The 16611-nt window shown below is 45.8% G+C and carries 16 protein-coding genes; 9 read left to right on the top strand and 7 right to left on the bottom strand.

Features of this window, described 5'->3' with window-relative positions; genetic code table 11:
• Both AB4Z17_RS03085 and AB4Z17_RS03080 read left to right on the top strand, forming a co-directional pair.
• On the top strand, positions 1-129 hold the full coding sequence (locus AB4Z17_RS03085; protein WP_441958076.1) for a hypothetical protein: 129 nt from the start codon (positions 1-3) through the stop codon (positions 127-129).
• A 32-nt stretch (positions 130-161) separates the two neighbouring features.
• The gene (locus tag AB4Z17_RS03080) at positions 162-722 is read left to right on the top strand and encodes a GNAT family N-acetyltransferase (protein ID WP_441958092.1); all 561 of its coding nucleotides are present in this window, start codon (positions 162-164) and stop codon (positions 720-722) included.
• Positions 723-793: 71 nt separating this feature from the next.
• On the opposite strand, the gene AB4Z17_RS03075 is transcribed toward AB4Z17_RS03080, so the two are convergent.
• Positions 794-1780, bottom strand: coding sequence for an HD domain-containing phosphohydrolase (locus tag AB4Z17_RS03075; protein WP_441958074.1), 987 nt, complete (start codon positions 1778-1780; stop codon positions 794-796).
• Between the two features lie 18 nt (positions 1781-1798).
• Positions 1799-4033, bottom strand: coding sequence for a UvrD-helicase domain-containing protein (locus tag AB4Z17_RS03070; RefSeq protein ID WP_441958072.1), 2235 nt, complete (start codon positions 4031-4033; stop codon positions 1799-1801).
• 69 nt (positions 4034-4102) lie between these two features.
• Between AB4Z17_RS03070 and AB4Z17_RS03065 the strand changes: the two genes are divergently transcribed.
• From AB4Z17_RS03065 to AB4Z17_RS03050, 4 genes are all read left to right on the top strand, one after another.
• Positions 4103-4663: a GNAT family N-acetyltransferase gene (locus AB4Z17_RS03065; RefSeq protein WP_441958070.1), complete on the top strand. Its 561-nt coding sequence runs from the start codon at positions 4103-4105 to the stop codon at positions 4661-4663.
• 105 nt (positions 4664-4768) lie between these two features.
• Positions 4769-6073, top strand: a complete 1305-nt coding sequence (locus AB4Z17_RS03060) for an MFS transporter (RefSeq protein WP_441958068.1) — start codon at positions 4769-4771, stop codon at positions 6071-6073.
• Positions 6066-8033 carry a glycosyltransferase family 39 protein gene (locus AB4Z17_RS03055; protein ID WP_441958066.1) on the top strand — a complete coding sequence of 656 codons (1968 nt, stop codon included), beginning with the start codon at positions 6066-6068 and terminating at the stop codon, positions 8031-8033. Before AB4Z17_RS03060 ends, AB4Z17_RS03055 begins: the two co-directional genes overlap by 8 nt.
• Positions 7999-8139: a hypothetical protein gene (locus AB4Z17_RS03050; RefSeq protein WP_441958064.1), complete on the top strand. Its 141-nt coding sequence runs from the start codon at positions 7999-8001 to the stop codon at positions 8137-8139. The genes AB4Z17_RS03055 and AB4Z17_RS03050 overlap by 35 nt, the downstream gene beginning before the upstream one ends.
• 2 nt (positions 8140-8141) lie before the next feature.
• Here the strand turns inward: AB4Z17_RS03050 and AB4Z17_RS03045 are convergent, their stop codons facing one another.
• Entirely contained in the window at positions 8142-8477 is a 336-nt protein-coding gene (locus AB4Z17_RS03045; RefSeq protein ID WP_441958062.1) for a DUF1904 family protein, read from the bottom strand.
• Between the two features lie 148 nt (positions 8478-8625).
• A complete protein-coding gene (locus tag AB4Z17_RS03040) occupies positions 8626-9552 on the bottom strand; it encodes an RluA family pseudouridine synthase (protein ID WP_083681946.1) in 927 nt (308 codons plus the stop codon).
• Positions 9553-9742: 190 nt separating this feature from the next.
• On the opposite strand from AB4Z17_RS03040, the gene AB4Z17_RS03035 reads away from it, so the two are divergent.
• Positions 9743-11293 carry a stalk domain-containing protein gene (locus tag AB4Z17_RS03035; protein WP_441958060.1) on the top strand — a complete coding sequence of 517 codons (1551 nt, stop codon included), beginning with the start codon at positions 9743-9745 and terminating at the stop codon, positions 11291-11293.
• 157 nt (positions 11294-11450) lie between these two features.
• Complete coding sequence (locus tag AB4Z17_RS03030; RefSeq protein ID WP_441958058.1) at positions 11451-13343, top strand: B12-binding domain-containing radical SAM protein; 1893 nt, start codon at positions 11451-11453, stop codon at positions 13341-13343.
• 84 nt (positions 13344-13427) lie between these two features.
• Here AB4Z17_RS03030 and AB4Z17_RS03025 read toward each other — a convergent pair whose 3' ends face one another.
• From AB4Z17_RS03025 to AB4Z17_RS03015, 3 genes are all read right to left on the bottom strand, one after another.
• Entirely contained in the window at positions 13428-14408 is a 981-nt protein-coding gene (locus tag AB4Z17_RS03025; protein ID WP_441908804.1) for a type I phosphomannose isomerase catalytic subunit, read from the bottom strand.
• 95 nt (positions 14409-14503) lie between these two features.
• Entirely contained in the window at positions 14504-15097 is a 594-nt protein-coding gene (locus AB4Z17_RS03020; protein ID WP_441958056.1) for a class I SAM-dependent methyltransferase, read from the bottom strand.
• Between the two features lie 6 nt (positions 15098-15103).
• Positions 15104-16069: a TIGR01212 family radical SAM protein gene (locus tag AB4Z17_RS03015; protein ID WP_076268079.1), complete on the bottom strand. Its 966-nt coding sequence runs from the start codon at positions 16067-16069 to the stop codon at positions 15104-15106.
• Between the two features lie 282 nt (positions 16070-16351).
• Here AB4Z17_RS03015 and AB4Z17_RS03010 point away from each other — a divergent pair, with 282 nt between their 5' ends.
• Positions 16352-16561, top strand: a complete 210-nt coding sequence (locus tag AB4Z17_RS03010) for a hypothetical protein (RefSeq protein ID WP_076268017.1) — start codon at positions 16352-16354, stop codon at positions 16559-16561.
• The last annotated feature ends 50 nt before the right edge of the window (positions 16562-16611 follow it).

Below are 16611 nucleotides of genomic sequence, written 5' to 3'. Positions count from 1 at the left end.
TTGAAGTTAATTGACGAGACCGTTGTAAAATCGGCACAAGCCAAAGATGATATTTTCACTGTACTTCAGAGGTATAAGGATTTTTGCGCACAAAATAATATACAGGAAAATCATGAGTTGATTTATTAATGCTGAGAGTAAAAATAGGAGAGATTATCGTGATGACACAACTTGCTAAACACATTATTGAGGGGAATTCGGTATTATTGCGTCCAGCAAAGGAGTCCGATATAGAGCCTTATTTAGCTTTTTTACAAGATACGGAGATGAACCTGCTGACAGGGTCACAAAAAGCTTTTACACGTGAGGAAATCGAAGCTTGGATTCGTAAAATTAGCGTCATAAACCAAGACCGATTTGACTCCATGATTATATTGAAGGAAACAGGAGAGCTGCTTGGCGAGGTTGTACTAAATGATATGGATACGATCAATCGCAGCGCGAATATACGTATCGGTATTCAAGGGACGCAGCATCGCGRCAAAGGTTATGGTACAGAAGCGCTGCTTCTCATGCTTAGATACGGCTTTCATAAGTTGAACTTGCACCGAATCCATCTCGGAGTATACGCCTTTAATCCGCGCGCCATCCATGTGTATGAGAAGATCGGATTTCATCGCGAGGGAGTAGAGAGGGATGCTTTGTTTATGGATGGGAAGTTTCATGATCTCATTACGATGTCTATATTAGAGGATGAGTTCGACGCGCTATATGGAGCATAAAAACAAACAAATAAAGCGCCAATCGAGGACACGGTTCATTCCATGTTCGGGATTGGCGCTTTTTTTTGCAACTACATCTCGTTAGAATGGAGCGCGAGGAAGGAGTCAACGAGCTCAGGGTCAAAATGCAGTCCGCGCTGTTCGCTAATATATTCCAGCGCCCGTTCTTCGGACCATTTTTCTTTGTAGGGACGGGTGCTGGTCAATGCATCATAAACATCAACGACGCTGACGATACGCGCTTCAATTGGAATGTTTTCTCCGGCAAGCTGATGCGGGTAGCCGGTGCCGTCCCATTTTTCATGATGGTATAAAATAATATTTTTACCCATTTCGAGCTCAAGCTTAAATAAATCATCTGTAAGCTCAGCATAAATTTTATCAATGATATCAACGCCGATTTGGGTGTGCATTTCAACAATATTTCGTTCGTAATAAGCGAGCGGACCCGGCTTATATAGAATGCCCTCCGGAATTCCTGATTTGCCGATATCGTGCAAAATGCTCGCATGCGAAATGCGGTTCACGGCTTCCTCCGTCCAGCATAATTGCATGCGTTCATTATGGAAGTGAGTGAGCCGTTCCGTTAAATCCCGCACACGGACGAGATGCTGCTCGATGCCCGGATCACGAATTTCGCAAGAAATGGCGAGCACCTTAAGCATCGAGCTTTGAATGGAGCCGATGCGCTCCTCTGGTAAATAGAAGCCGCTCTTTAACTTCTCCAGCTCACGAAAAATACCGATATAATAGGTTACCCCTGCGATTTGCAGAGGTGTTATGGTAATGGAGGAATGCCAAATGCTGCTGTCTCTTCGCCGATTTGTTAATACGCCTGACCATGGCAAGCCTTGTTTAAGAGCTTGCTTCATCTGATCATGCGTTTCCTTTGGCGTATAGGATGTTCGCAGGATGCCAGCTTTTTTCCCTGCTATTTCTTGTGATGAGTAGCCCGTAATTTTCTCGTAGGACGGATTGACTGCAAGAATATGATGTTCTATATCTGTGATGATCACAGCATCAGCTAGTTTAAGGTAATGGACTAGGTGTTCATTCATGTTGCAAATCGTTTCTCCTCACTTCTTTTTCTTCGGCAATATCTTTGTGCCTTGCTCCATTGGAGACTGGCATAATGGGCAAGCACGAGTCTCTGATTGCGAATCCTCGTACGTAATAATACGCTGCCATACCTCGCAGGTATCGCTAGTACATAACCATGCAAGAGCAGATTCTGTATCACCGTCCTCTTCTTCACCTGACATAAAGGCAGAGCGAATGAACCTTGATAGTTCAGCCGGTTTTCCCCGGTACAGAGCAGGGGAGCTGATATACAACTCCTCTTGGGCTCTAGTAACAGCAACATAGGCGAGTCTTCGTTCTTCCTCCAGCGCTTCTGCCAGTGCGTTGTCGCCCGTTTGAATGGAGCTCCGGTCACTATGCTTATCCGCAGCTAATGCAGAGCTATGCGGTAAAATGCCTTCTGAGGCACCGATGACGAATACAACAGGAAATTCAAGTCCTTTGGATCTATGAATGGACATCAAAGATATCGCACTGCGGTTATGATTATGCTTCTGAAGCTGCTGCACGGCAGCATGCTTGTCCGTAATATCATCAATATAGGCCAGAAAAGCTTCGATGCTATCATAGCTGCTCGCCGCAGACTCGAACTCATCAAGCACTTCCTTTAGACTTTCCTTATGCTCCGTCATTTCATGACGCTTGCTCGTTTCAAGAAATTGGTCATAAAAGKATTGGCGAAGCTGCATAATAGCTTCAGCAGGCTTTAATTCGGCCAGCGCTTTAATAAGCTTGATGCGTTCTTTGATTTTGTCTTTCTGAAATTCTTTGATCTGCGGAAATTCAAGCAGATGTATGAGCGGCCATTTCTTAGCACGCTGTTTGTCTTGGTTCCATATGAAAGCCATAGCCTGTTCCCGATTGACATAAAGCGAGGGCAGCAAAATTTCCATCGCATCGAAATTGCGGCGATCTATTGCAAGCCTCAGATGGGCAACTAGCGGCTTTATCGCCCACTGGTCATAAAATAGCTGGCCGTCGCCGAAGTCGATAAACGGAAGCTCCTTTGTAAGAAGCAGCTCGACGAGCGCCCTGCTGCTGCTCGCAGTACGAAATAAAACAGCAAAATCGCCAAAGGAGCGATTGCCTTGAGCAATTTGCATGCTAATTGTGTCTGTAATGAGCTTTGCCTCGTCTTGCGTCGTCTTAAGCCGTGCATAGGAGGGGCTAACTCCTTTGGGCTTGACAGCAAAGAGCGATTTCTCTTTGCGGAGCTTATTATATTGAATGATAGCATTGCCAAGTCCGACTATTGTGCTCGTTGAGCGGTAGTTAATATCCAGTACATAAGTTGCTGCACCTGGATATTGATGCTCGAAGTTCAATATATAATCGTTTTTTGCACCGTTGAATGAATAGATCGTCTGATCGTCATCGCCGACGACCATAAGATTGCGATGCTTGTCGGCAAGCATTTGGACGAGCACGTATTGCACCTGATTCGTATCTTGGAATTCATCGATCATGATGTACTGAAAGCGCTGCTGAAGGGTAGCAAGCAGCGCCTTGTCGTCCCTCAGAAGCTTGTACGCTTCAAGCAGCAAATCATCGTAATCGAATTTATCCATCTCTTTCTTCCACTGCTCATAACGGGTGAAAAGCAGCTTTAGCTCTCTTTCCTCCGTTGTAGAAGCGGGAAGGTCTTCGATGTTGATCATCTGCAGCTTAGTGGCGGAGAGCTGTGCAAGAATGGTTTCGGGCTCATATTCGTTTTGCAGCAAAAGCTCCCGCATCAGACGTTTGAAAAAAATATGCTTTTGTCCGGTTTCACCCAAAATGCCTTGGCGATAGCCGCGCCCTCGCAGCAGTTGGAGGCAGAAGGAATGAAAGGTACGAGCCTCTACGCCGCTTGCTGCTTGCGGATTAAGCACAGGAAGAGCGCGAATGCGGCTTCGCATTTCATCAGCTGCTTTTTTGGAAAAAGTCATTAATAAAATATGCTGCGGCAAGGCGCCTTGCACAGCAAGCAGATAAGCTGTTCGGCATACGAGTACTGACGTCTTGCCCGATCCTGCTCCTGCCAGCGTTAGGGCTGCTCCTTTGTTATGGCGAACAGCAGCAATTTGAGGCCTATTGAGTGATATGCCGAATTGCTCTAAAGACCGGAAGAAGCCGGCATCCTTCTGGCTTGCATCAACAAGCTGAAGGCTCGTTTCGGCTTCTGCTTGCTCGGCAAAAGGAACCTGACTGTTCCGAATGCCTATGGGAAATGTATAATAGACATGACTCACTACTTCATCACCTTTAAGAATAATATTCACTTATTATAACAGAACATTAAAAGAATGAGGGATGACATCATGATTGAACAAGCTGTGAAAGAAGACTTAAAAGAAGTAATGCCGCTGCTGCTATCTGCGATCGGCCATATTGCCTACACCTTGGCAGGAACTGAGGATGATGCTGAAGTAGAGCGCATCCTTGGCGATTTTTATGTTCGCGAGGACAATCGGATTAGCTATAAGCATGTTCTTGTCGATAGGAGAGAAGATGGCATTGCAGGAATGCTTATTAGCTATTCAGGCGATGGAGCTGCAGAGCTGGATGTGCCATTTGTTACACGTCCTGGGCGAGATAAAGGTGTGCGTGCGGATGAAACGATTGCTGTTGAGGCACAAGAAGGCGACTTTTACTTGGATTCTATCGCAGTCGCCGAACGTTATCAGGGGCAGGGCATAGCTAAGGCGCTAATTAGCGCTTTTGAACAGAAGGGTGAAGAGGCTGGATGCAGCAGGCTGTCGCTGATTGTAGAGCCAGAAAATACGAGAGCTTATGCGATTTACAAAAAGCTTGGTTTTACTGAGGATGGTACGATTTTAGTGAGCGGAAGTCCTTATATCCGAATGGTAAAAATCAAGTAATTGTTCAATAAGTTAATTATGGAATAAAAAGGGTTTGTGCGGTAAGATGAGAGAGTTATATGTAATTTATAATAGACTTTCATCGTAACCGGGGGCGTTTTATTTATGGCTATGGCAAGCTTCAAATCGAAATTAGCTTACAGCTCGGGAAATTTATCAGTCAACTTAATTGCACAGGCCTTCGCATCCTACATCGTTTTTTATTATGTGGATGTGCTTGGTGTAAAACCGACTTTAATCAGTCTGGCCATGGTGATTCACGGCATCGTCAATGCGGTGCTAAACCCGTTGTTCGGACACATTTCCGACCGTACGAGCTCCCGTTTTGGCAGGCGCATTCCGTACATGCTGTTTGGCATGGTGCCGCTGGTGGCCTTGTTTACTGCGATTTGGTTTCCAGTTGGCAYCGGATCAGCGCTGTTTTGGTACTTCTTAACGATCGTGCTGCTCTATGACATTATGTTCGTGATGGTTGTATTGAACTATTCTGCACTTTTCCCTGAAATGTTTACAACTATGAAAGAGCGGGCAACGGTGTCCTCATGGCGTCAAATGTTCGGCATCTTGGGGATGATTATTGGTGTGGCTCTTCCTCCACTCGTTTATGCGAATATGGGCTGGGGGCCGATGGGAGCGATTTTTGCAGGGATCGCGCTTATTTTCTTTATTGTTATGGTATCGGCAAGCAAGGAGAAAATGGTTGTTTCGCGTGAAGAGGTTGGTTTCGTTCAATCCTTGAAATTCACATTCTCGAATAAGGCGTTTGTTTTATTCGTTATTGGCAGCTTTTTCGTCCAGTTTACCTTTGCCATGCTGCCCGCGGCTATTCCTTTCTTCACCAAATACGTGCTCGGAGCTGAAGATAGCAGCAATACGATTTTGCTCGGTGCTATTTTTGTCGCTGCCATCCCGTGCGTCTACATATGGGGGAAATTGCTGCAGAGATGGGGCCCGCGCAAGACCGTTATGATTGCCGTTAGTATTTACGCATTTGCAACGATTCCATTTTTATTCGTATCCAGCGTTGCAACTGCGGCAATGGCGGCGGTCGTGATCGGCATCGGTTTAGCGGGTTTGCTCGTTTTGCTGGATGTTCTGTTGTCCGAGATTATTGACGAGGATGAGAAGCAGACAAACGTACGCAGAGAGGGCATGTACTTTGGGATGAACGGCTTTATCGTCAAATGGGGAATTTCACTGCAGGCTGTTGTTCTGGGTGTTGTGCTGGAGGCAACCGGCTATGTGAAGGACGCGGTTCAAGCGGATGCGGCAGTGTGGGGCATTCGTTCAATGCTCAGCTTTATCCCGTTCATAGCTTTGCTTGTAGCTCTTCTATTTTTCTATTTATACCCTATTCGTCCTACGAATACGATTACAAAAAGCGGAGCGGTGACCCATAGTAATGACTAGTTTTATAGATTGGGCAAAAAAGAACCCATTATTGCTGCTTCTGTTTCTCGTCGGGGCTGCGGTGAGAGTGGTATATGCGGGATCCATACCAGGCGGCTTGAATCAGGATGAGGCATCGATCGGCTATGAGGCTTATTCTATTCTGCATTATGGCATTGATCGCAATGGCATATCGCTGCCGGTTCATCTTATTGCATGGGGAAGCGGTCAGAACGCGCTTTATGCTTACCTGTCTATGCCTTTTATCTATTTATTCGGTTTAAATGAACTGTCAGTTCGAATGGTTAGCATCTTATTTGGCCTACTGAGCATGGTGCTATTCTATCGGATTGCAAATCAGCTATTCCAAAGAAAGCATGCAGCTGCGGCTGCAGCTTTTTTTATCGTCATATGTCCTTGGCATATTATGATGTCACGATGGGCGCTGGRGTCGAATATTTTTCCTACTCTAGTGCTGATCGCCGTGTTTTTTTTGTTTAAAGCGCTGCAGCAGCCGAAATGGCTGATTGGCTTTACATTAACACTAGCCGCTTCGCTTTATGCTTATGGAACGGCTTATTTTTTTGCACCTGTTTTTGGAGTAGGCGTATTGGCTCTGCTCGTTGTTAAAAAGGCGTTCAAGCTGCGAGTTCTGCTTTGGAATTGCGCGGTTCTCATTATATTAGCAGCACCTATCGGACTGTTTCTTCTTATTAATCGATATGGCATGGCGACCATACAATTTCTTTTTTCTATTCCTAAGCTAACTGTTCCTCGTGTAGAGCAAATCTCTACCGCATTTGGCGGTCATTTTTTCTCAACGTTTGCGGACAATTTCAAATCATTTTTGCAAATGTATTTGACTCAAAATGATGGTTTGCTGTGGAATGCCATGCCTAAATTTGGATATATGTATCCGTTAGCATTACCGCTGATCGGGATTGGCATCTTGTATGGCGTTATGAAACTGATTAATAATTTCCGCATAGAGACAGCAGTCATTGCTATCTGGTTCGGAACGGCAATTCTAATGACATTGATTACAGATGTGAATATCAATCGTATTAATATTATTTTTTATCCGACGGTATACTTGGCAGCTGCAGGCCTTATGTGGCTGCACAAGCGGATTAAATACTCTTTCCCTATCGTTATAGCGGCATTCTCTATTTTCTTTGTTTTCTTCTGTGCTAACTATTTCACTACGTATGCGAAGCAAATAAGCCCGCTTTTCTATGAGTCCTTTGGAGAAGCTGTACAGTACGCATCGGATGAAACGGAAGGCAATATCTATGTGACAGATCAAGTGATGATGCCTTATATTTATGTATTGTTTTATGAAAAAATGGATCCGAAGCAGTTTATGAGCACAGTCGACTATATCAATCCGGGTGAGCCCTTTCAGTTTGTTCGAGCATTCGGCAGATATCATTTTGGGCAGCCTGAGCTAAGGCCAAATGAGGAAGCGGCTTATATTTTCAAAAATAGCGACCCTATTCCGGGTGAGGATTCAGGCTATAAGATTAAACGATTTAAACATTATACGGTCGTGAGCGGTACAGGAACAGTGGTGGCTCTGAAGGTTCATGAATCATTTCAGAACGGCGGCTTTGAGGAAGGCCAGCAGTATTGGTCATTTACTTCCGGCACGGGGATCGGCTCAAACCGTCCTTACAGCGGTTCCAACTTAATGTATGTTGACCCAGGCAACGGTCGTGTCGTTTCCCAAACCTTCTCGGCTGCTGATGACGGTGACTATATCCTTTCTGCTAAAGTAAGTACGAGCGCTGCTGGTGGAATGATCGGGGTTTCCATCAATGGAGCAAAGATTGAAGATCTTGCGATTAACGCACAAGAGCAATATGTAGAAGTTAAGCTGCCTGCAGTATCCGTGAAAATGGGAGACACCGTTTCTATCTATTTTACCGGAGGGGCGGGCTGGTTAAATGTCGATGATGTGGCGTGGAGCAAGCATGCTTAATGGAAAGATGGAGGAGTCTCAAAACCATTTGGATTTGGACTCCGGGGAGTGGGAGGATTCCAACGATAACTGGAAAATATCGTCCATCACACGAAAGATGGAATGAGGCTATTTCGATACGGCTTCACCGTTAATATAATAGCTGTCCTCACGATAAGCATGAAACACGATTTCAATTTCAGATAAGCCAATCTGGCTGACGTATTTGGTAACTGCCTGTGCAAATCGATTTCTTACTTGCTGTCCCCGCTCGAACCAGCCGATCTCGATAAATGCAAACCCTTGATCATCTGTCTCACTGCCAAAAACGCTGGTCGTATGTAGACAAGCCATTGTAAAATTATCGGTACCGCACTCGCAAATAGCGGCAAGCTCAGCAGCAAGCGGTGCCGAAACTGACTTCAACTGCTCGGACGGTACTCCGCGGAATAATAAATGTGGCATTACGCTGTTCCTCCTGCATAGATAGATTAAATATCCATAGTAGTATAACAAAAAAAAGCATCAGCCGCTTTATACCAGGGAATGCCGTCTGATTCACAATCAGTGGGCATTCCTGTATAACGACTGATGCTTGTTTGTTTGCTCCTGCTTACTCCGTCACATGAAACGGCTTAAGAAACAGCTTAGGAATTTCAGTTTCAAACTTGACCAGTTTGCCGGTTATCGGATGCGTGAAGGACAATACGCGGGCATGCAAGCCAAGGCGGCCAATGATGCGTGTGCGTGCGCCGTATTTTTTGTCGCCAACAACGGGATGGCCAATGTCCTCCATATGAACGCGAATTTGATTTTTTCGGCCTGTCTCGAGATTCACTTCGAGTAGCGAGAAGTTTTTATTGGAACGAAGCACCTTATAATGGGTAACGGCGTGCAGACCATCGTTCGGATAGGAGCTGGAATACATTTTGAGCGTTTTGCTTTCCTTCAGCCACGAACTGATTGTACCTTGCTCCTTCTTAACCAATCCTTCTACAAGCGCGATATAGCTTCGTTCTTGAACCGAATCCTGCCAGCTGTTTTGCAGCTGCTGCTGAACCGCCTCGCTCTTTGCAAACATCATGACACCTGACGTATCACGATCCAGACGATGCACAACGTAAATCCGGTTTTTCGTATTTTCGACCCGTACATGCGCCATAAGCTGGCGATAGGCGGTCACTTCATTTTCTGGCGCGGAATCAGAAGATATGGACAGAAGCCCCGATTCCTTCTTTATAACGATAATATGCTCATCCTCAAACAGGATCGCGAGCCCTTCCAGAGGTATTTTATCCTGCGGCCGGTCTCTGCCTACCGTAACGGTTTGACCGGGCTGAAGCGGATAGTTGTAAGCGGTCGTTGATTTTCCGCCTACAGATACTTGTCCGTTCGCTAATATGGATTTCACTACATTGCGTCCAGCACCTGAAATGTTTTTTATGAGAAAGGGAAGCAGTTCCATCGGTTCGTTAACCGGGTAGGACTTGCTCTTATCTGCTTGTGATTGAGGAGCTCCGCGCTTTTTTCCCCTGTGCATGCCAAAAAACCTCCTAGATTCAATGCTCCTACTATACCATGAGTATGGGCTTCAGTTCTAATCTTCTGTTTAGCTGTTTAACAACGCTCTATGAATCTCGATCTAATAGACAAAGAGTTAAGAGGAGTGGTAGGATTAATGATAGATTTACCAAATGGTGAAAAAGGAAAAGTTTGGAGGAAATGATCGGGTGAAAACAAAAATTATAAAGACTATGCTAAGTCCTATGCTCATTGCCGGGTTATTGCTTGCCCCTTTGTCAACACTTGGCGTAGATTCTGTAGCGGCAGCCAGCGCTGCAAGCAAGACGGTTGCCGTATCGACGCAACAACTGCAGGTGATTGTAGATGGCAAGAAATTAGCTCTATCAGCCGGCGCGTATGCAGAGAAAGGCGTCACATTTGTTCCGATGCGCGATATTTTTACAGCACTGGGCGCTACCGTAACTTGGGAAGGCAAGACGGAGACGATTATTGGACGTAAAGGCAATCGTTCTATTTCTCTTAAAGTAGGCATGAAGCAAGCGGTCATTAACGGTAAAACAGTGAAGCTCGATTCACCTGCTGTCGTTCGCAAAGGCGTTACGTTTGTACCCGTTCGGTTCATCTCGGAAGCTCTTAACGCAAATGTGAAATGGGATAAAGCGGCTAACGCGGTTCGAATCACATCGCAAGAGGCTGCCGAGCAAGCAGAATACAACGAGTGGCTTGAGCAGCAGAAAAACATTCCTAGACTTACTCCTAAAGAAATCGTAGATAAATATGATGAGAGTGTTGTTCTCATTATGACCAATCGCGCTCAAGGCAGCGGCGTTGTTATTGGAGATAACCTGATTCTTACTAATTATCATGTTATCGGAGATGCAGCCTCCGCTACTATGCTGGATGTTTATGGTGACGAGCTGAAGATTACAGGCGTAGTTCATTATGATAAGGCAGCAGATCTAGCTATTGTCAAAACAGAAAAATCAATAGACATTCCGCCGGTCGTTCTAGGTTACGGATTAAACTCGTATAAAGGCGGCAAAGTCGTTGCCATTGGAAGTCCGCTTGGGCTGCAAAATACAGTTTCTGACGGTCTGATTAGCAACATCACCTATGAAGACGGTATCCGATACATTCAGACAAGTGCTCCGATCGATCACGGCAGCTCAGGCGGGGCATTGTTTAATGAGTTCGGAGATCTTGTTGGCATCACCACGCTTGGATACTCTGGGACGAGCGCGGATTTGAATTTTGCTGTATCCGTTATTCATGCTGCTAGTTTGAATAGCGAAGTGACAGAGGAGAAAATAAAGAACGCCAAGTTTTTACCTTCAAGCTTGCCGGATACGCTCGTTGGCGCTCCTTTGGCTGATATCGAGAAGGTGCTGAAAGATCAATTCTCTTCTGTATCTACTACTGAAGGCGAGGCTAAGTTTACGAAGTGGGAAGCCAAACGTGATTCCGCTGGCTGGCTCGTGCTGACAGCAGATATTGATCCTAGGTTTTATATGTTATACGGAGCATCGATGTCTCAGGAGCTCAGGCTTTGGGCAATTAATCTAGGGAATGAGTTCCATAAGATGCTGCCGGATGAGAAAATTCAAGTGCTCATTTCCTTCGAGCGCGATTATGGTTTCGAGCCGCGCGGCTTTGAATCGGGCGAGGTTACAGCACTTGGCGGCGACAAATGGCGTGTTCGCTATCCAATCATCGATATGCAGCTCAAAAATGAGCTTTATATTAAAGTAAGAGTGTAAAAAAATGGAGGCATCTGCTGCTGCGATCTGCGGCAAGGGATGCCTCTTCTTTTTTTTGATTTTTTTCTGTACAATAGAAGGCATCTTGCTATAAGCGCTGAAGGCTTTCGCAAACGTGCTTTATAGGCAAATGCTTAAGTTAGAGAGGTTATTACTTATGAAAGTGGTACTGTCCACATTAAATGCCAAGTTTATACACACATCACTGGCGCTGCGCTGTTTGAAGGCGTTTAGCGGCGATCGATTCGATATTGAAATTGCAGAGTACACCATCAAAGATCCAGTGATGAACATCGTGTCCGATATTTTTTCGAGAAAACCTGATGTAGTCGGATTCTCCTGCTACATTTGGAACATCGAAGAAACGATTACGGTTATTAATATGCTGCGCAAAATCATGCCTGAAATCAAAATTATTTTAGGCGGTCCTGAGGTCAGCTATGATATGGACTATTGGATGGAGCGTGTGCAAGAGGTTGATTTTATCGTGGTGGGCGAAGGCGAAGAGACCTTCCATCATTTGCTTACTGAGATTGAAGGCGATGGCAAATACCATATGGTATTTGGAATTACGTATCGGAAGCAGCGCGAGGATCGCGTCGAGGTGCTGATTAATCCGCCGCGTCCCAAGCTGAATCTGAATGAGCTGCCATCCCCGCATCGCTTTGAGGAGGATATTCCTCATTTGGGAAGCCGTGTCGTTTATTTTGAGACAAGCCGAGGCTGCCCGTTCAGCTGCCAGTTTTGCCTATCCAGTATCGAGGTTGGCGTTCGTTATTATGATATGGAGCGGACGAAAGCAGATATTTTGTATTTGATCGAAAAAGGTGCCAAGCTTATTAAATTCGTCGATCGAACATTTAATATTAAACGGGATTACGCGCTTGAAATTTTTGAGTTTTTGATTAAAAACCACCAGGGCTGTGTTTTTCAATTTGAAATAACAGCAGATATCATGAGACCTGAGGTGCTTGATTATTTAGCTGAAAATGCGCCTCCAGGCATATTCCGCTTTGAAATTGGCGTACAATCTACGAATGATCCAACAAATGAAGCGGTTCAGCGTCGCCAAAACTGGATGAAGCTGGTGCGTACCGTTATGAAAGTGAAAAATTCTCAAAAAATCGATCAGCATCTTGATTTGATTGCCGGTCTGCCGCTTGAGAACTATGATACGTTCCGTGGAACGTTTAATGATGTATTCGAGCTGCGTCCCGAGGAGCTGCAGCTAGGCTTTCTCAAAATGCTGCGCGGTACGGGTCTCCGCCGTGAAGCAGATAAATGGGGCTATATTTATATGGACAGATCGCCTTATGAAATGCTGGGCAATGATCTGATGCCATTTGGCGATATCGTTCGCATTAAACGGGTAGAGGATGTATTAGAGAAATATTGGAATGCGCACCGAATGGATCATACGCTGCTTTATTTGGTTGATCGTGTGTTTCCATCGCCATTCGACTTCTTCCAGGCGTTCGGCGATTTCTGGGAACGAAGCGGCTGGCAAAAGATCGGCCATCAGCTGGAGGATCTGTTCTCTCGGCTCTCGGCGTTTCTTGGATCGCTGCCTATCTCAGCCGAGAAGAACTTCGAACATGTGCCAGCACTGCAAGAGGATACGAAGAGAGTTTCTGCTTCACCAGAAGAGATACTCGCAATTGCAGGCGAACGCTTAGATAAGGACGTCGTACTGGGGCTAATGAAATATGATTATTTCCTTAATCATAATTATAAGCCTCGCAAAATTTGGTGGGAGTTTACGATGGACAAGTCGCTTTGGAGCGGCTGGATGCGCCACTTAGCGGATCGCCCAGAGGATGTATCTCCTGAATTCGCAGCACTGCGATTTGGCGAGAAGGAGCTTCACAAACATGCGGTTATTGAGAAGCTGCCGTTTGATCTTGCAACATTCCTTGCTACAGGAGAGGTTGATCGCGAACATCATACGCTGCTCGTTGTTCTGTATGCACTTGAGGCAGGCAGCAGCAAACCGAAGCCGCGTCCATTCACTTTAAAGATTAAAGCTGGTCAAGAAGCGATGATTAAGTAGTCCTGATTGAAATTGAAAAGAACCTCCAAACCCATGAAGCAAACGGGTTTGGAGGTTCTTTGTTACTGGTTTGAAAATATGAAATTAAACAGAAGCAGGTACAATACTGCGAAGTACTGTCATGCTGCCGGAGAGCTCATAGTCGCCAAGGTTAGCTGGAAGGAGGAAGCACTCGCCTGCTTTAACGGATTGCTCGCCATCTGCCCATTTCACTTGTCCCTCACCATCGGCAACTACAAGGATAACGAAGCTATCAAGCGATGTGGACAGCTTCCAAGGCGCGGCTACGATACCCTTCTCAACGATGAAGTAAGGAGAAGAAGCGATGGTCAGCCACTGGCCAGCTACTGCGCTGTCTGTTTTCATCCGCTCAGCGCCTGCGCCTTCATAGGCGATGACATTAAGGGAATCTTCGATATGAAGCTCGCGCAGTTGACCATCAAGTCCAAGGCGATTGTAGTCATGCAAGCGATAAGTAGTGTCGGAGTTTTGTTGAATCTCAGCTACAACAACGCCAGAGCAGAGAGCATGAACGGTTCCTGCGGGAATGTAAAATGCATCACCAGCTTCAACAGTCACTTCTTGAAGCGCGTCCATAATGCGGCCTTCAGTGATTGCTGCTTCCATCGCCGCACGGTCAATGCCGTCTTTTAGGCCATAGATGATTTTTGCGCCTGGCTTAGCGTCGAGGATGTACCACATTTCTGTTTTGCCAAGCTCGCCGTCAGGCAGCCCTTCGTATGCATCCGTTGGATGGACTTGAATGGATAGGTCATCATTGCAATCGAGCAGCTTGATAAGGAGCGGGAAACGTCCGTTTTTCTCGGAAAAGCCTTGTGAGCCAAACCATACAGGTCCGTAAGTTTCACGAATTTGGTCAAGTCCAACGCCAGCAAGCTCGCCGTTCATTACTTTTGTAATGCCGTTAGGGTGATCACTGATCATCCAGCCTTCGCCAATTGAGCCTTCAGGCATTTCAAGGCCAAAACCTTCTAGTGCGCGTCCTCCCCAAATACGTTCTTTCATTTCCGCTTTAAATTGTAATGGATAAGGTTTTACTGTCATTATTTATCTCTCCCATATTGGTAGTATGTCGTTCTACTGCAGCTAAAAAATAACATTGGCTTTAAACAGCTGTAAGGTGAGCGCGTTGCAAAAGATTAACGAGCAGTTGGACGTTTCTCTGCCGCAATAAGGTAAGGGGCAGCCTTGCGCTGGGTCTGCCTGTAAATAACGGTCTGCGCTAGGCTTTGAGGCAGCTGCTCTGCCCATGATTCCACGGAGGCGGCTTCCTCAGCACCGCCAGGATGCCCTGGATACAATACGCAGGTCACGATACCTCCAGGACGCAGCAGCATGATAGCTGCATCGAGCGCAGCCAGTGTTGTTGCAGTCTCCGTTATGATCGTGAGATCATCGCTTCCCGGCAAATAACCGAGATTGAACATTACGGCTGAGACTTGTCCGATAATAGAAGGATCAACAGTCTCAGCCATACTTGCATGATTGCTCAGCACAAGTTTAATATCGGGAAGCTTATTGTTATTTTGAAGGGAAGAAAGGCGCTCTTGCGTGCGATCAAGCGCCTCTTGCTGGATATCAAAGGCATATACCGTGCCGTTAGGTCCAACAAGCTCGGCAAGCGCAAGTGTATCTACACCACCGCCGGCAGTAGCATCAATGACAATGTCACCTGGCGAAGTACGCTCGTTGATCCATTTGTGAGCCATGCTTAGAACTGATAGAAAACCCATATCTCGCTAAACCTCCTGCTGCCATAACTTGCCTTGCCACGTATTGCGGCGCGTAAGCTCGTCGTCGAAGGCATTCAGCACTGACCATTTATTCATGCTCCACATCGGACCAATCAACAGGTCACGCGGCGCATCTCCCGTAAGGCGATGCACGATCATTTCCGGCGGCAGAAACTCAAGTGTATCAACAATTAATTTCACATATTCATCCTGCTCAAGAAATTGAAGCAGACCAGCCTCGTACTGACGTACCATCGGCGTCTTGCGCATGAGATGAAGCAAATGAATTTTAATGCCTTGCACGTCCATCTTGGCGACGGCGCGACCTGTATCAAGCATCATTTCATGCGTTTCCTGAGGTAGACCGTAAATGATATGCGCACATACGCGAATGCCGCGTTCCCGAAGACGTTTTACGGCATCGAGATAGCAGGCCGTATCATGTGCCCGGTTGATGAGCTCTGAAGTAGATTCGTGCACGGTTTGAAGTCCCATCTCCACCCAAAGGTAGGTTCGCTCATTCAGCTCAGCCAAATAATCGACTACATCATCGGGCAAGCAATCAGGACGTGTTGCAATGGACAAACCAACAACGCCAGGCTGCTGCAAAATGACTTCATAATATTCCCTCAGCTCTTCAACGGGCGCATACGTATTTGTATAAGCTTGGAAATATCCAATATACTGCGCATTTTGCCATTTCTGATGCTGACGGTCCCGTATTTTATTGAATTGTGTAACGAGGTCGTCCCGCCTGCTGCCCGCGAAATCACCAGAGCCGCGAGCGCTGCAAAATGTACAGCCGCCCTTTGCAATGGACCCGTCACGGTTTGGGCAAGTGAAGCCGGCATCAAGCGTAACCTTGAATACCTTGCCTCCCAACTGCTCATGCATTTCGTAATTCCATGTATGAAATCGTTTATCGCCCCAAAGCAGTGGCTGCTGGTGTTGCGATGTTGATAATTTAATCATCGTTTTCCCCTTCATTCAAGACCTACACCCTATATTTTAGCGAAAAACGAGTGGAAAAGCCACGTTTGTCATGCGAATAGTTATTGAATGTTCGGAAAACGCTTTAATTGGAAATATTTTTTGAAATGGGTGTTTTTAGACTTGCGCAACCTTACATGAAGTGTTATATTAAAAGTGCGACAAAACAACAAATAAACCTAACATAGCCCATATGCACCTGCATTCATGAAACGTCGATTAAATGGAAATACTCTTACTAATAAATCGATGAGGTGATTAGAGATGAATAATGTAACCAAAATTCCGCACGGCGACGATACTGTAACTGTTGAGCTGACTGTAAAAGAATTGATGGCGCTTACAGGCGTCCGCTTTCACAATAATCATGGTGTAGAAATTTCCGCTCGCAAGAAGTTGAATGAAGTATTAGTGGGAACATACGAGCGTGAGCAGAAAGAGAACGCTCCGATTCCGTATCAGCTTTTGCTGTAACGACTATACATCCAATGACATGATAAGCAAGCCGCATCGCCAATAATTGG

The organism is Paenibacillus sp. TAF43_2 (genome assembly GCF_052113545.1).
Lineage (GTDB): Bacteria > Bacillota > Bacilli > Paenibacillales > Paenibacillaceae > Pristimantibacillus.
This window is presented reverse-complemented; position numbering and strand designations above follow the sequence as displayed.

What these genes read in the sequence shown, in the direction of transcription:
- AB4Z17_RS03075 (WP_441958074.1), bottom strand. Translation starts at nt 1,780, where the DNA reads ATGAATGAACACCTAGTCCATTACCTTAAACTAGCTGATGCTGTGATC.
- AB4Z17_RS03065 (WP_441958070.1), top strand. Translation starts at nt 4,103, where the DNA reads ATGATTGAACAAGCTGTGAAAGAAGACTTAAAAGAAGTAATGCCGCTG.
- AB4Z17_RS03050 (WP_441958064.1), top strand. Translation starts at nt 7,999, where the DNA reads ATGTCGATGATGTGGCGTGGAGCAAGCATGCTTAATGGAAAGATGGAG.
- AB4Z17_RS03045 (WP_441958062.1), bottom strand. Translation starts at nt 8,477, where the DNA reads ATGCCACATTTATTATTCCGCGGAGTACCGTCCGAGCAGTTGAAGTCA.
- AB4Z17_RS03040 (WP_083681946.1), bottom strand. Translation starts at nt 9,552, where the DNA reads ATGCACAGGGGAAAAAAGCGCGGAGCTCCTCAATCACAAGCAGATAAG.
- AB4Z17_RS03030 (WP_441958058.1), top strand. Translation starts at nt 11,451, where the DNA reads ATGAAAGTGGTACTGTCCACATTAAATGCCAAGTTTATACACACATCA.
- AB4Z17_RS03025 (WP_441908804.1), bottom strand. Translation starts at nt 14,408, where the DNA reads ATGACAGTAAAACCTTATCCATTACAATTTAAAGCGGAAATGAAAGAA.
- AB4Z17_RS03020 (WP_441958056.1), bottom strand. Translation starts at nt 15,097, where the DNA reads ATGGGTTTTCTATCAGTTCTAAGCATGGCTCACAAATGGATCAACGAG.
- AB4Z17_RS03015 (WP_076268079.1), bottom strand. Translation starts at nt 16,069, where the DNA reads ATGATTAAATTATCAACATCGCAACACCAGCAGCCACTGCTTTGGGGC.
- AB4Z17_RS03010 (WP_076268017.1), top strand. Translation starts at nt 16,352, where the DNA reads ATGAATAATGTAACCAAAATTCCGCACGGCGACGATACTGTAACTGTT.